The sequence below is a fragment of the Burkholderiales bacterium genome (assembly GCA_023511995.1).
GTDB lineage: Bacteria > Pseudomonadota > Gammaproteobacteria > Burkholderiales > Thiobacteraceae > Thiobacter.
Window position 1 is genome coordinate 57,463 of sequence record JAIMAL010000009.1, and the last position, 15,626, is coordinate 73,088.

At 63.6% G+C, this 15,626-nt stretch carries 6 protein-coding genes; all 6 read right to left on the reverse strand.

Annotated features, from left to right (window positions below; translation table 11 throughout):
* Window positions 1-319 precede the first annotated feature (319 nt).
* Genes K6T56_06430 through K6T56_06455 form a run of 6 tightly spaced genes read right to left on the reverse strand, consistent with a single transcriptional unit; the run spans window position 320 to window position 15,370 of the window.
* Window positions 320-574: a hypothetical protein gene (locus K6T56_06430; GenBank protein MCL6555979.1), complete on the reverse strand. Its 255-nt coding sequence runs from the start codon at window positions 572-574 to the stop codon at window positions 320-322.
* Window positions 571-1,935 carry an HlyD family type I secretion periplasmic adaptor subunit gene (locus tag K6T56_06435; protein MCL6555980.1) on the reverse strand — a complete coding sequence of 455 codons (1,365 nt, stop codon included), beginning with the start codon at window positions 1,933-1,935 and terminating at the stop codon, window positions 571-573. The genes K6T56_06430 and K6T56_06435 overlap by 4 nt, the downstream gene beginning before the upstream one ends.
* On the reverse strand, window positions 1,923-2,921 hold the full coding sequence (locus K6T56_06440; GenBank protein MCL6555981.1) for a hypothetical protein: 999 nt from the start codon (window positions 2,919-2,921) through the stop codon (window positions 1,923-1,925). Before K6T56_06440 ends, K6T56_06435 begins: the two co-directional genes overlap by 13 nt.
* Window positions 2,922-2,937: 16 nt before the next feature.
* Window positions 2,938-12,729 carry a putative Ig domain-containing protein gene (locus K6T56_06445; protein MCL6555982.1) on the reverse strand — a complete coding sequence of 3,264 codons (9,792 nt, stop codon included), beginning with the start codon at window positions 12,727-12,729 and terminating at the stop codon, window positions 2,938-2,940.
* A complete protein-coding gene (locus K6T56_06450) occupies window positions 12,726-13,247 on the reverse strand; it encodes a hypothetical protein (protein ID MCL6555983.1) in 522 nt (173 codons plus the stop codon). Before K6T56_06450 ends, K6T56_06445 begins: the two co-directional genes overlap by 4 nt.
* Window positions 13,244-15,370: a peptidase domain-containing ABC transporter gene (locus tag K6T56_06455; protein ID MCL6555984.1), complete on the reverse strand. Its 2,127-nt coding sequence runs from the start codon at window positions 15,368-15,370 to the stop codon at window positions 13,244-13,246. The genes K6T56_06450 and K6T56_06455 overlap by 4 nt, the downstream gene beginning before the upstream one ends.
* Window positions 15,371-15,626: the final 256 nt, after the last annotated feature.

Consider the following 15,626-nt stretch of genomic DNA (forward strand, 5'->3'; position numbering starts at 1 on the left):
AGATCGGCAGATGCCAGCCCGGGCCGCTTCTTAAAACGCTGCCCCACCGCCCCGGCTTGGTTTCATCCACTGGCTGCCGAAACTGACGGAGGATGGCCTTCGTTGCCGAGAGATCGTGCCGGTGCCAGAGATGGTCGCGCAACGTCGCCGCCTGCCAGAACAATTGGGTGAGCGCCGTGCACCGCACCGTGACGGGTTCAGCCGTCGAGCCCCCCATCGCAATGTCGAAGGTCTTGCCGTGAGCACGCGGATAGGCAGTGGCCCGTATGCCATCGACCTGCGTTTGCAAATCCGCGCGGGTCAGTAGCGGAATCTCGTGTCAGCGGGCCAGGTCGTTGGCGAGACGCTCGCGATAGAAAGCCCAGTGGCGCCGCGCGTGGTCGAGCAGCACACCGAGTTGCCAGTTTGGTCGTTGGTGCAGTGCCTGTCCGGATAACCACTGCGTGCTCTCCATCTGGAATAACAAAACCAGCAGAGCGGCATCGCGCGTTCCCACCACGGCAGGCCAGTGGATGCCCGGCACCTGGCTGGGCAGCGCGTCAGTCGGCGTCGGCGGCGGTGGGGCACCGTTCATCGCTCCCGGCCTGCCTCGTGCCAGGCTTTTTTCACAGGCGAGAGCAGGTATTCCGCCACCGTGCGGTCGCCCAGCAGGATTTCCGCCGTGGTCTGCATGCCAACGGACAGTGGATACTGCACCCCATCTATCTCCAAGGCGTTTGCCTCGAGCGTCACCAGGGCCTTGTAGCGCAGCGGCCGCTGGCCACCTGCCAATCCCTTGTCGCGGGCTTCTTCCTCACTCTGAGCATCGGCGCTCACGTACTCGACGGTCCCTTTTCCCATGCCGTATTTCTGAAAGGGGTAGGCGGCGAACTTCAGCTTGACTGGCTGGCCCGGTCGCACGAAGCCGATGTCCTCGTTCGACACCCAAACCTCAGCTTTGAGTTTTTCTTCGCGAGGCACGAGGGTGGCCAGCACGGTACCGGGCTGCACCACCGTGCCGGGGGTGTGCGTGGCCAGATCCTTGATCACGCCGTCCTGGGGCGCTTTCAGTTCCAGCAGTTCACGCCGGTGCTGCTGTTTCTCCAGCTCCTTCGCGAGCTTGTCGATCTGCGCCTGCACCTCATTGCGCTCGGCGTGCAACTGGCGCACATAGTCCGCCTCGATTTGCTTCAACTTCTTCTGGGACTGGTCAATACTGGCCTGGGCTGAGGCAATCAGGTACTCTTGAATGGCCAATTCCTGTTCCTTCTCGATGCGCTCGCGGCGCTTGTCCGAACCCATCAGGCTACCGGCAAAGCCTTCCTTGACCAGTTTTTCGTAGGCCTTGTCCTGTTCGCGGTAGTGCGGCAGCACAGCCTCCAGCCGTTCTTTCTGCTGGCGGGCAGCGGCCAGTTCCTGCTGCGCCTTGATGAGGCGGCTGCGTTCCTCGGCCAGCGCGGCGGCTAATGCATCGCGGTTGGCCTGGTACTGCGCGCCGGTTTCACGAATGAGCGCTGCCGGAGCCTGAACGTCCGGCAGGAAAGGTTTTCCGGTGAGCTCGGCATTGATGCGGGCAAGCGCCAGACGCTTGCGGGCGTATTCGGTGGCAATGGCGTCCAGATCGGCATTGGTGATCAGCGCATCCATGCGCATCACGGTTTGTCCGGCACGCACGGTTTCACCCTCCCGCACCAGGATGTCCCGGACGATGCCCGCTTCCGAGGGCTGCACGATCTTGAGATAGCTGGCCGGCACCAGTTTGCCGTCGGCCACGGCGACGATGTCCAGCCGCCCAAGCAACGCCCAGACGATGAGAAAGGCGACCAGCGCCAGGATGGCCCACAGCACCCGCCGCCCCTGCGGATGGGGTGCGCTGTGCTGCAAACGGATCAAAGGTGGATAAAACTCCTGATAATCGCTGTGGGCGTGTGGTACGAGGGATTTCAATGTAGGCATGCCGGGGGACTCTCTTGTGATTCTGGGGTCTTGCGCGTGCACTCGGTGTTCCAGCCATCGAGAAACGCGCGCTCGATGAGGGACAGGCTTTGCTCAATCGCCTGACTGGGCGAAAAATCGCCATGGCAATCCCGGAACGCGCGGGCGGCGTGCCGATAGGCCGGCTTGCCCAGCAGCTCCTGCAAGGAGGCTGTGACGCTGTCCACATCGATGCGGCCACTGAGCAACCGGCCTGCACCCAGCGCTTCCACGCGGTGGGCAAGGAGCGCCTGCTCGACATGCCGGGGCCGCATCGCCAAGGGCACCCTGGCCAACAAGACCTGGGTCGAGAAGCCACTGCTGCCGTAGCCGACCGCCAAATCGGCGTATTGAAGCAAAGGAGGCAGACCGACCGGAGCCAGCGCAATGCGCAAACGCCGCGTAGCGCAACGTTTCGCCGCTTCGGGGTTCATGCCCGGCGCGACGCACAGCACATCGGCATCCAGCACCCGGTCGAGCCGAGCCTCAGCGGTGGCGAGCGCCTGATCGGAAACCGCCTCCCAGGGCCGGATCGACGGCCAGGGAGAAACGGCGGGCGGGATCGCAAAGCCGTTGCCGATGGCCAGATGGGGAGTATCCGCCAAGCGCGCCGCCAGCAAGGCGGTCGGCGCATGGTCGGCGACCAGCACCTCGGGCCGCGCCAGGGCAAACATCCCCCGCCAGGCATTGAGCCGTGCGGCCACGTCCCGCGCGTCGGCAAAGCCGCTGACACGCAGCACATCGGCGTAGTTCGCCGCTGCGCTGCCACCTGTCCCGGCCTGCGGGGTCAGCGGCGCGGGCAGCACGGTGATGCCGGGTGGCGTGGTCTGTCCGGCAGGCAGCCGAACGTCCTTGAGCGCCAGGGTCACCGCGTGCCCGCGCGCGACGAGTCCTTGCGCCAGCCGCAGGCACCGGGCGAGGTGCCCGAAGGCCTCGCCCAGTTCCCACGCGATCAGAACGCGCGCCATCGGCAGGGGTGACGGCTTACCATGACAGCTTGCCCACCCCTTCCTTGATGCCGGAGAAGCCCTTGAGGTGGGTGCCGCTGCAGGCCAGCCCCACGGCATCACTGTGGGTGCGCAGCATCGCCGCGTTGCCGGACAGTAATCCAGTCAATCCCACCAGATCGGCGCCCTGGCCCTTGCCCAGCCACTGCGCCGCGCCCTGCCGTTCGGCGTCGAGCCGGTTCAGCGCATGTAGCAGGTGCTGCCAGTGCTGCTCGATGGACTGGTCGTTACCCGGCGCTGGCACCTGTGCGTTCGACGGTGCGGACGGCGACAGCCAGCGTTCGAACCAGGCGGCATCCAGGGTGCCGAGGGCATCCACAGAGCCCTTGTCCGCCGCCTTGGCATCGGCCTTGAAGCCGTCCAGAAAGCGCTCGAGCAGCTCGTCCTTCTTGCCCTTGTTGCCGGGGTTGCCGGGCCCGGTGCCCGCGCCGTCGTTCTGATTGGTCGCATGGCCCGGCGGCGGCGCATCCATGCCGTTGCCCACGCCTTCGTTGCCCTTGCTGGCGGCGGGCAGCACCGTCTTGTTGCCGACGCTGATGCGGAACACGTCCGAAGCCGTCGAGCAAACGCCGTGGCCGTCGCTGGCCACGACCTTGACATCGATGGCCGCGGTCGAACCCGAAGGCGCCGTGCCGCTGAAGGTCTGCGTGGCGGCATCGAACTTGAGCCAACTCGGCAAGGCCTTGCCGTTGGCCAGTGTCGCCGTGTAGGTGAGCGTGTCCGTGCGGTCGATGTCCTGGAAACTGCCTGCCGGGATCTGCCAGGAAAAGGCCTTGCCCTTGGCGAGTTGCACGTCGGCCAGAGCCCTGGCCAGCACCGGCGCATCGTTGTCGCCGGTCACGGTCACGGCCAGCTCGCCGGTGGAAGCCGCCGTGCCGTCGCTGGCGGTGTAGGCGAAGCGGTCGACGACCTTCTGGCCTTCGGCCAGCGTCTGCACCTTGGTGGAGGCATTGTCCAGCACGTAGGCATAGCTGCCATCGGGCAGGAGCTTGAGCCAGCCGTATTCGCCGCGCCGGATGCCCGCGTCCGTGACCGTCAGGCGGCTGCCTTCCGGGTCGCGGTCATTGGCGAGCACATTGCCCCAGGTGAAGACCTTGCGATCCTCGATCACATTGGCGGTATCCGCTGTGGTGACCGGTGCCTGGTTGCCGCCGCCCGAATCGACCGCCAGGGTGAAGCTCTGGCTGGCCGAGGCACCCGCCAGATCGGTGGCGGTGACCCGCAAGGCATAGTTGCCTGCCAAGGCCGGCGTGCCGCTGAAGGTGCCGGTGGTCGCGTCGAAGGCAAGCCAGTCGGGCAGCGCGCTGCCGTCAGCCAAGGTGGCCGAGTAGGTGAGCACATCGCCAGCATCCACGTCGAAAAAGGCGCCCTCGGGCAATTGCCAGTTGGTGGCCTGACCGACGCGGCCGCTCTGGTTGCCAAGCAACACGCCCACCTCGGGCGCATCGTTGACATTGATCACGCCAATGGCGAAGGTCTGGGTCGCCTGCGCCCCGGCCTGGTCGGTAGCGGTCACGGTGAGTTGCAGCGTGCCCACATCGCCATTGGCCGGCGTACCGGAGAAGGTGCCTGTCTGGGCGTCGAACGTGAGCCAATCGGGCAGCGGATCACCGTTGGCCCGGGTGGCCGTGTAGGCGAGCACATCACCCACGTCGACATCACGGAAGCTATCAGCGGGCAGCGTGAAGCTGAAGGCGCTGTCTTCCATGGCGCACAGGTCGGACAAGACTGTGCCGACTTCGGGCGCATCATTGGTGTTTTGCACGGTGACGTGGAAGCTGTGTAGACTCAATGCACCCAGCGTGTCCATGCCCTGTATGATGACATCAAATTCGCCCACGTCGCCGTTCTCCGGCGTGCCGGACAAGGTGCGTGAGGCGGCGTCATATTGCAGCCAATCCGGCCGCGTTGTGTAACCTGAGACAGTGACTCGCGTCAGGATGTCGTCGCCATCGGCGTCGATGAACAGGTTGTCGGGCAGCCGCAGGCTGAAGGCCGTGTCTTCCAGTACGACTTGATCAGGGATGGGATTGGCCACTTCCGGCGCGCGGTTCATGAATTCGCGCAGCGTCACGGCGGTGCCGTCGGCGAATTCGAAGGTGTCGATCACCGTGCCGCCGCTTGCCCCATTCGGGGCGTAGTTGCGCACGCGCACCACGTCGCGGCCTGAGCCGTAACGGATCAGCAAATCGTCGCCATCCACTTCCAGCCGCACGTCCTCGCGGGCGATGCCTTCGCCGAAGGTGAGCACATTGCCGACACCCGCATCAAGGTCATCCTCGATAACGTCTTCGCCATCGGCCAGGTTGACCACGTAGGCATCACGCTGCGCGCCGCCGCGCAAGACATCGTTGCCCAAGCCACCGGTGAGCACGTCCTCGCCATCACCCGATTCCATGACATCGTCACCGTCGTAGCCGTAGAGCCGGTCGCCGACATTGGTGCCTTCGAGCACATTGCCTGTGTTGTCGCCCTCTACCACGAAGGTCCAGGACACCAGGGTGGCGTAATCCACCGCCGTGCCGTCGGCGAACTCGAAGCGTTCCACTGCGTGGGTGCCGAGCACGTCCTGCGGGTTGAAACCGGCCAGCCGGACCGCGTCGCCCACATCGCCGTAGGGAATGAGCAGCACGTGGCCGCCGTTGCCGTCCGCTTCGAAGCGCAGGTTGTTGCGCAGCGCATTCGGATCGATGCCGGGGCCGAAGCGCAGCACGTTGCCCGCATCTTGTTCCGCCAAGTCATCAATGGTGACGATGCCATCGCCCAGATTTACCACATAGGTGTCGTTGCCACCCTCGCCCGCGAGCACATCGCCACCAGGCGTGGCCTCGATCAGGTCGTTGCCAGAACCGCCCCAGACACGATCCGTGAGCGTGGTTCCCTTGAGAGCGTCACTTTCATCCGTGCCAACGATATCGAAACCGCGTGCGAGCAATTCCTCGTAGCCGATCTCGTCGCCGTCGAGGCCGAAGCGGAACCGCTCCACGGCGCGCGGCCCCAACGGGTTCTGCGGGTCGAAGCCCGACAGGCGCACACGGTTGCCGATGTTGTCGAGATCGAGGATCAGGAAACCTTCGGCATCAAAAGACAAGCGCACATCATCGAGGGTCGTGCCCTCGGGCAGCACCAGCGTGTTGGGCGCATCGCCATCTTCGCTGTCGATGATCGTGTCCGTGCCGCCATCGGCACCGATCAGGTAGAGATCGCCGCCTGCACCGCCGCTCATGGTGTCGTCCGCCTCGCGACCTTCGATCCAGTCGGAAAGCTGAGTGCCAGTCAGCACGTCATCGTTGGGCGTGCCGATGATGCGCACGCCGCGCGAGAGTAGGTCGTTGAACGACAGGCTCACACCCCACCAGGGCAGGTTGATTTCCGCAACCGGGGCCTGCATGCCTTCCGCGCGCGGGTCGAACCCGGCGAAGCGGATCGCATCGCCTGCCGCGTTCAGGCGCAGCAGCAGGTCGCGTCCGTCGAACGCCAAACGCAGATCGTCAGCGTTGAAATCGCCCGTCAGTTCGATGCGGTTGACATCCTGCGCGCGCCAGGTCTCGGCAATCAGCGTCTCGGTCGGGCGGCTGCCCCATTCCTTGTGAATCCGGTAGGTGTCCGAGCCCGCGCCGCCCACCAGGTGATCCGCGCCGCCGTTGCCGTTCAACACGTCGTCGCCGTCGCCGCCGATCAGCGTGTCGGCAAATGGCGTGCCGTCGAGCCAGCCGCCTTCATCGCCAGCCATTTCGGTATTGCCCGTAGGTTCGATGTTCCCGGCTACGATCTCGGTGCCGTCGGCGAAGCGGATGATGTCCACCGAGCGGGTCTGTGTGGCCCGGCCCGGCTCGTAGCCTCGCAAAATCACCCGGTCGCCAGGTTGGTTGGCGAATTCGATCACCAGATCGCCATTGCGCTCCGAATAGCGCAGGTCTTGCGGGCGGATGCCGGGGCCGAAGGTCAGGATGTTGGGGGCGTCGTCAACAATCGAGCCTCCATAGCCCATCTCACTGACAAGCGCGGCGACAAACGGGACTTCCCCACTATACCCCCAGCTGAGCACGCGATGGTCGTCGTCGATGGTCACTTCTCCATGGCCGACCTGATACACGTAGGTATCTCCGCCCCATTCGCCGAAGAGCTGGTCGTTGCCGGTGCCGCCGGTGAGTTGATCCGCCCCCCAGCCGCCGTAGATCACATCGTTTCCGGCATTGCCCCCCAGCACGTCATCGCCATCGCCGCCGTGGATCAGGTCGTTGCCGTCTCCGCCAAGGATCGTGTCATCGCCAGCCAGACCCAGCACGATGTCGTTGCCCGCACCGGCATCCAGCGTGTCGCCATTGGGCGTGCCGTAAAGCACGTCGTCGCCATCGCTCGGCGTGTTGTTGGCGAGGTTGGCCGAGGCGAACAGATCACCGGACTGCGCATAAGCCACCGCCTCCAGCCCGCCCGCCGGGGCCACCGTGCCGGTGAGTTCAAAGCCCGTGCCGTCAAAAGCCAGCGGTGCTGCGGTCGTGGCCGACAGCAGGGCGCCTGCGCTGGCCTTCAGCCAGCCCGCCAGGTTGAACACCCGCGTCTTGCCCTCGGCGTCGATGAACTGAATGCGCTCCACGTCGCCCGGCAGATCGTCGATACGGGTGTCTGCCAGCGTGATCGAGCCGCCCGCGCCGCCGTCGATAAGCAGCACCACCCGCCCGTCGCGGTCCAATGCGGCGGAAAGCATCGCAGGCGTGACCGTGGCGCCGAAGGACAGCGTGTCCGTGCCTTCTCCGGCTTGCAGCCTGTCGTGGCCGTCGCCGTGGTTGAAAACGATCACGTCGTCGCCATCGCCCGCGTCGATCTCATCGTTGCCCGCCTCGCCCGCAACCAGATCGTCGCCCTGGCCGTTGTATACCCGGTCGTTGCCGCTGCCCGCCGAGACGATGTCATGGCCGGCGGCCAGGTAAATGTTGTCGTCGTTGCCGCGCGCCTGGACGGTGACGGACTGGCCGGTATAGTCCGTGATGTCGTCGTCAGCCTGGCTGCCGAGGATTGTGGTTGGGTCCCCCCAGTTTCGCCACTGATAACCCATCTTGCCGCCATCGGCGCGGGCGATCACGTCGGCCAGCGTCCATTCGGTGCCGTCACCGAAGCGGAAGCGCCGGATCGCCCCGCGGCCAAGGTCATCTCCGCTCTCGGCGCGCACGATCAGCGCGTCGTTGCCGCCGATGCCGATGACCAGGTTGAAATACCCCACGGCATCCGGCGATCCGTCCCAACTGCGGTCGCCCAATTGCACCGAAATATCTTCCGGCCGGATGCCCGGCGCGAACACCACGGTGTCGTTGGCCACCGCGAGACTCGCGCCTAAGGCGTTGTCCAGGCCCATGCCCGGCGCCACGATGTAGGTATTGTTGCCCGCACCGCCGTAGAGCCAGTCGCGGTCGGCACCGCCGTCCACCGTGTCGTCACCGGCCTCGCCGTAGAGCTGGTCGCGGCCCGCGCCGCCGGTCAGAACATCGTTACCCTCGCGGCCATAGATCACGCTGTCCTTCTCGGTGCCGTTGAGCACATCCCCGCCCGGCGAGCCGTAGAGGATTTCCGCGCCTTCGCTCACATTGAGCTTGGCCAGCACGTCGTTGACGGAAAGGCTAGCGCCGTTGTCGAAGTCGAAACGGTCGATGCGCTGCCAACTAGCCAGCCAGTCCTTGATGCGCACCGCGTCACCCGAGGCTGTCACCGTGGCGATCAGGTCGTTGCCGTCGCGGGTAAAGGTGATGTCGTTCTGGCCGATGCCGGGCTTGAACAGCACGCGGCCGTAGTTATCGGCAATGGTGTCCTGACCGTCGCCCGCGCCGAAGCGATAGGTGTCGTAGCCGCCCAGGTCCTGGAACCGGTCGTTGCCCGCGCCGCCATCGAGCGTGTCGTCCTGGTAGCCGGCGATGATGGCATCATCTGCGGCCGTGGCGGCAAGCGCCCGCGATGCCAGTTCCGTGCGATCCCATACCGTGCCGTCGGCAAAACGCAGTTGCTCAATACCGAGTTCGCTCGACCAAGGGTTGGCCTGATTGCGCACGGTGACGCGGCTGCCGTCCGGCAGCATGATGGCCATGTCGCCTTGCAGCGTCCAGCGCACGGTGACATCGGCGGGGGTGATGCCTGCCCCCAGCGCCACCACATCCTCGCCAGCGGTGGAGCCCTCGTGGATCACGTCCTGCCCGTCACCCAGGCCGAAGCGGTAGGTGTCGGAGCCTGAGCCGCCCTCCAGCACGTCGTTACCCGCGCCGCCCACGATGACATCGTTCCGGCCGTTGAAGCCGCGCAATTCGTCGTTCTCGTCCCCGCCCAGCAGGCTGCGGGACTTGATCGCCTCTCCATCCCACAGCGTGCCGTCGGCAAAGGCGATTTCCTCCACCGCATGGCGGTTGCTCTCGTTGAAATGGTTCTTGACGGTGAGCGTCTCGCCGGTGTCGCGGATCGTGATCTTCAGGTCGTCGCTGACCTGCCAGCCGTTGATGGTACGCACCCGCTCCAGTCGCACATCGGAGGGCAGCACACCCGCCTTGAACTCGATGCGGTCGGTCTCACCGGCGATCCATGAATCCTCGATGATCGTGTCGTGGCCGCCGCCACGGCCGAAGCGGTAGGTGTCGCCTTCGCCATTCCCGTCGTAGACCTGATAACACCAGCCGATGACACCGCCGCCGCGCAGCACATCGTTGCCCGCGCCACCGTCCAGGATGTCCCGGCCCGCACCGCCGAGCAGCACGTCATCGCCGTCTCCGCCTTCGAGCCGGTCATCGCCGCCGTTGCCCATAAGCGTGTCCGCGCCCCCCTGGCCGGTCAGCACATCCGCTGCCCGCGAGCCGATGATGGTTTCCGCCTCTTCGCTACCGGCAAAGAGAATGGCTTGCACGTTGGCATAGGACAGCACCGTGCCGTCGGCAAAGGCGATGCGCTCGATCAGGTAAGGGGCATTTGCCCCATTCCAGTCTTCGTCGAAATACTGCTTAAGCGTCACCTGGTCGCTGCTGCCGCGAATGGCCAGCACCAGATCGTTGCCGTTCCGAATGAACCTCACGTCCTCTGGCAGAACGCCTTCCTTGAAACGCAGGGTGTCGCTGTTGCCGGCGGTGTAGTCCCCGTCGATCACCGTGTCCTGACCATCGCCGCGACCGAAGAGGTAGGTGTCGTTGCCGTTGGCAGAGATTTGCGGCATGGTGCTGCGCTCGAGGCGATAGCTGCCGTTCTCGTAAATCCGGTTCCAGCCGGTGGAGCCGATCAAGAGATCGTTATCCGCGCCGCCATCGATCACGTCGTTGCCGCCGTTACCGATCAGCGTGTCATTGCCCGCCTGGCCGGTGATCGTGTCTCCTGCGGAAGAGCCATAGATCGTGTCGTCGTTCTCCGTGCTTACGGCGACGGTGGCGCGCAGCGCATCGTCGTGGCTCCACACCGTGCCGTCGTCGAAAACATACTGGCCGACGCCGTTCTGACCCCACCAATAACCGCCGCGCGGCACGGACAGCGTCTCGCCGGTGTCTCGGATGGTGAAGACGAGATTGTCGTTGTAATCGGCGGTTACCCGGATGTCCACCGGGGTCAGCCCCAGGAAGCGCACGGTGTCGCGTTGCACACCGTTCTCGGCATAGTCGAGAATGGTGTCATTGCCGTAGCCACGCCCGAAGACGTAGGTGTCGGCGCCGGATTCGCCGTAAAGCACATCATTGCCCGCCCCGCCGGAGATCAGGTCGTCACCCGCGCCGCCGACAATGCGGTCATCGCCCCCCTGGCCGAACAGACGGTCGTTGCCGTTGTAGCCGTAGAGGGTGTCCTTGCCCTCACCCGCCAGCACGATGTCGGCATTGTCGGTGAGTCCCGTCACGTCATCGCCAGCAGTGAGGCGCACCCTGAACTCGTCGAGCAGCGCCGCGATGCCCGCCGTCGGAGGCAAGGTGTCGATCAGCGTGTCGAAGTCGGCCAGACCCTGCCAGTTGGTGCCGGAGAGGAAGTTGCCCGCATAGCGGTCCAGATCGAGCACATCGGCCAGGTAGTTCTCGGGGTCGGCGGCTTTCTTGTCGGCGAGCATCCGGTTGAGTTGGGTAGCGTCGAGCTTGAGGCCGCTGTCGTCGATGACGAGTTCGATCTGATCCAGATAGGGCTTGAGGCGCGTCTGCAGCACCAGGCTGGCATAGACGCTTTCCTTGAGGCTGTCGTAGGCTTGCTGCAAGAGGTCGAGCTGCGCCTGCGAGAAGTTCACGTGCAGGATGGGCAGGGCTTCAATGGCCACCGCACCTGAACCGCTGCCACCACCCGAACCTGCCGAGATGCTCAAGCCCCAGTTGGCGCCGTCGGTCTGGCTCTTCTGCTCGGGCAGGTTGAAGAAATACTGGCCGTTGAAGGCTTCGAGCACGTGGAGTTTTCGGGTCCAGTCAGCAATCAGGTTGCGGTAGCGCTCGGAGAGGTACGGCGCGCCCGCGTCGGTAAGCAGCTCCACACCGCCGCCGACGCCACCGGAGGAGATCGCCTCGAAGGCCGCGGTGTCGATATTGCTGGAACGCCGTTCATTGCCGAAGGCCTCATATTGGATGCGGTATCGGCCCGCCGCGCGCTCTTCTAGGCTCTTGGCCATGCCGGAGGTATCGGCCCAGGCGGCGATGAGCTGATCGAGCAGGGCTTTCTGCTCGGCGCGGGTGGTGGCGGATTGGAACTGGGCGAGCAGCCCAGCCAGTTGCGGGGACAGGGCCGCGGCTTGTTGCAGCTCGCGCACGTTGCCCGCACCGCCCATATTGGGAAGGGTCTTCAGGGCTGCGGGGACTTCGACTTCTTCGGCGAACTGCGTGTCGAAGGTGTCGATGGCCAGGCGGAATTCGCCCATGGCGGAGGTTGTGCCATCCAGACGGGTAAAGCTGCCCTCGCGGGTGAGCTGGTTGCCGTTGGCAAGAACCTGGTTCTTGAGGGTGTGGGCGAGGTTGAGGCTGACAATACCGGCGTCGGCCAGCGAAATGAGTTCTCCGGTGCCGGTCTGGCCATCCTGCGAGGTGTCGCGCCAGAGCTTGAGTTCTGCAAACGCCGGGTCAGACGCATCGATCACGCCGTCGCCGTTGGCATCCAATACAGCCAGCGCGGCAAAGCCGTTGGGGGCGAGCGTGCCATTAGGCAGCGGCGTGAAGTCGCCGAACAACTCCGCGCCGGTGTCGATGCGGCCGTTTCCGTTTCTGTCCCAAACCAGCAGCGCGTCGTTCTTGCCGGCCCAGCCGGTTTTGGTGAGGACGCCGTCACCGTCGTGGTCAAAGTAGACGTTGCTGGCCAAGCCCACCGTCTCCAGGCCGTCGCCGTCGAGGTCGACGATGATAGGGTCGCGGGGCCAGGTCCAGCGTTTGGCGCGGTCCCACCAGTCACGCATTTGATCTTTGATCCTGTCCCAAGTGTCCTTATAATCGCGGGGATCATTAATTGGATCGGTAATTAGGTGTCCCCTCTTGAGAGCGTCATACACGCGCTGCGCGCTATCCGCACTTGAAGTGGACTTTTTCCCTATCTCCCGTCCAACCGCGTTGTTCCACTCATCCATATTCCTTTCCCAGGATGGCTGATTATGCTTTATATCACCCCGTATTTCATTGAGTTCGCCGGCTGCATGAGCAACGGCTGAACCATATTCGCGAGTCATCTCGGCGCTTGCGTATGCATGTCTGAACGCGTCCCACGCCCCGTTGTGCGCCGTACTTGGATCGATGCCGTATTGCTGAGCATATGCATTTGCCTCTTGCATATAACGGTTGTACAGGTCGTTGTAGCTCATTTGATGCTCCCAAATATCACGTAAACGCGGTCGTTAATAGAAGTTTTGAAAAGCGCTGCACCATCAAAAGAGGCGCACTCAGCGGCTTCAAAGTTGGGTGGCAGATTCACAGCCGTTGAGCTCTTGAGGCCATGCGCAGAAAAAATGTCCAGCATCTTGGAACGCTTAAATGTGTAATGAGTCGTAAGGTTCGTAGATGATGTGACCAAAGACCAATAGCTTTCGCTCGCCTGATACTTGACATCGCTCAGGTATTTATTGATATCCATGCTTTTTACGTATTTGTCTGCAACCTTGTCTTGATATGGATGCAATACGCAAACGATCTCAGCGTTGCCATTAATCAGGTCGGCTAGCTTCACAACAGAACCGATTTTTATCTCTCGCAGCCTGTCTTCATTCAATGTTTGCCCCCCTTTTTCTGCCTCACACCCGATAATCGACGCGACTCCAAATATGAGAGCTGATACAAACTTCATTGCACGGTTTCTTATAAAGAATCGAATTTGCTTTTTCATGTCTCATCCTTCACCAAACTCACATGCAGGCCATGGCTTCCGATGTTCACCACTTTATCCACCTGCAAACCCTTGGGAATCTGGTGCGTGATGAAGATCATCGTCACCTTGCCCTTGAGCCGGTTGATGGTCTGGGCGAAGTGCTCGGCGGTTTGCTGATCCAGGTTCGAAATCGCCTCATCAAAGATCAACACCTTGGGGCGTTTCAATAGCGCCCGTGCAATTGCAATCCGCTGCCGCTGCCCGCCCGATAGCCTGGTACCGCGCTCGCCGATTTCGGTTTGATAGCCCTGCGGCAGCTGCTCGATTACGTCGTGGATTTCCGCTGCCTTGCAGGCGGCGACCACATCCTCGAAGCTCGCATGCGGGTGGGCCATGACGAGGTTGTCGTAGATCGTGCCGGAGAACAGCACCGTTTCCTGCGGTACCACACCAAAAGTGGCCCTAAGTTCGTTGGCCGCTAATTGCCGGATGTCGCGCCCGTCGAGCAGGATTTGTCCTTCCTGCGGCCAGTAGAAGCCCTGCATCAGCTTGGCCAACGTGCTCTTGCCGCAGCCGCTGGGGCCCATCAGCACCGTGAGCTTGCCGGTGGGGATGGTGAGATTCAGGTTGCGGTACAGCCAGGGGTGTTGCTCGGAATAGCGGAAACCCACGTCGCGGATGTCGATGCGGCCTTCGCCTCCCGCGGCGCGCGGGGTGAGGGTGAAAGGTTCCTGCGGCATGTCCAGAATGTCGCCGAGGCGCTTGACCGCAATGCTGGCCTGCTGGAATTCCTGCCACAGCCCGACCAGGCGCAGCAGCGGTTGGCTCATGCGGCTGGCGAACATCTGGAAGGCCACCAGCATGCCCACCGTCATGCCTGCTTCGGGCTGCATCACCAGCCAGGCGCCGACGATGAGGATGGAGAGCGTCATCACCTGCTCCAGCCCGTTGGCGACGACGTTGTAGGTGTTGCCCACCTGCTTGGTGGCAAAACCTGCCGAGAGGTACTGCGCCAGGTAGGTGCCGTAACGCTTACTGACATCCGGCTCCAGTTGCAGGGATTTCACCGTGGCCATACCCGCCAGGTATTCGGTGAGGAAAGCTTGATTGCGCGCGCCGAGCAGGAACTGTTTGTCCAGCCGCTCGCGGAAGATCGGCACCATGATGAGGCTCACGGCAACGATCAGCGCCAGGATGCCCAGCGCGATCAGCGTGAGCTGCCAGCTGTAGGAGAACATCACCGCCAGGAAAATCAGCAGAAAAGGCAGGTCGAGAATCAGGCTGACCGCCGCGCCGGAAATGAACTCGCGCAACTGCTCCACGCCGTGCAGGCGCGCCACCAGGGTGCCGGTGGGCCGCGCCTCGAAGTACGGCAGCGGCAGGTGCAGCAGGTGCTTCAACACCTTCTCGCCCAACACGGCGTCGATGCGGCTGCCGGTGTGTAGCACCAGATACTGGCGCAGCCAGCTCATGCCGCTGGTAAACAACATGAACACCACCAGCGCCACGCCGAGCACGATGAGGGTACTCTCTGAATGGTGGGCAATCACCTTGTCGATGATCACCTGGGTGAACAGCGGCGTGGCCAGTCCGACGAGCTGGATGGCAAGGCTGGCCAGCAGCACATCGCGCCAGATGCGCTTGTGGCGCAGCAGCTCAGGCACGAACCAGGAAAAGCCGAAGGGCTTTTTCTGGGACTCTGGCAATTCAGTCTTGCTGACCGATTCGGAAACCGGCGGTTCGGCCTGCGCCACCAGCAGCAGAACCGGCGCGGCCTGGGCGCGGGCGGCGTCGAGCGCTACGGTTTCCGGCACGGACTGGCCGGGCTTGACCCAGGCCAAGGTGTCGTCGCCGTGCTGAACGATCAGTGCCGGGGTAAGTGCGGTGCGGGGCGGTGGTTGGGGTGAAGCGGTGTTTGCCTCTTCGCCAGAGTCTCCTTGCGTAGCTTCGTGCACGGGCGTAGCCAGCAGCGCCACGGCAGGCAGCGGCAAAGCCGACAGCGCCGCTTCGGGCCAGTGGGCCAGCCCGGCCTTGAGGCCGAGCGCGCTCAGAGCCTCGATCAGCGTGGGCAGATCAATCGGCGGCGGAAAACGCTTGATCACCAGCTCGGGATCGAAGGGCTGGCGATAGAAACCGGCCAGGCTCGCCAGGAGCCACAGCGCGGCCTGGGTGTCTACGTGTTCTTCCGCATCGGCAACAGTGTCCTGATGCACACCTCCCCCTGCATGCCTTGTCCCTTTTTGTTCATTGTTGTTACGACAAGAGCATTATACCTTTGGCATGTTGGCGTATCAATAGCATGTACGAGTGTAGTACCTTTGACACTCGGGTTGATGTTCCGGTAGGCAAGGATAGCGGGGAACGCTGGCCGAGGGTGTGGTGAGGACACTCGGCGTC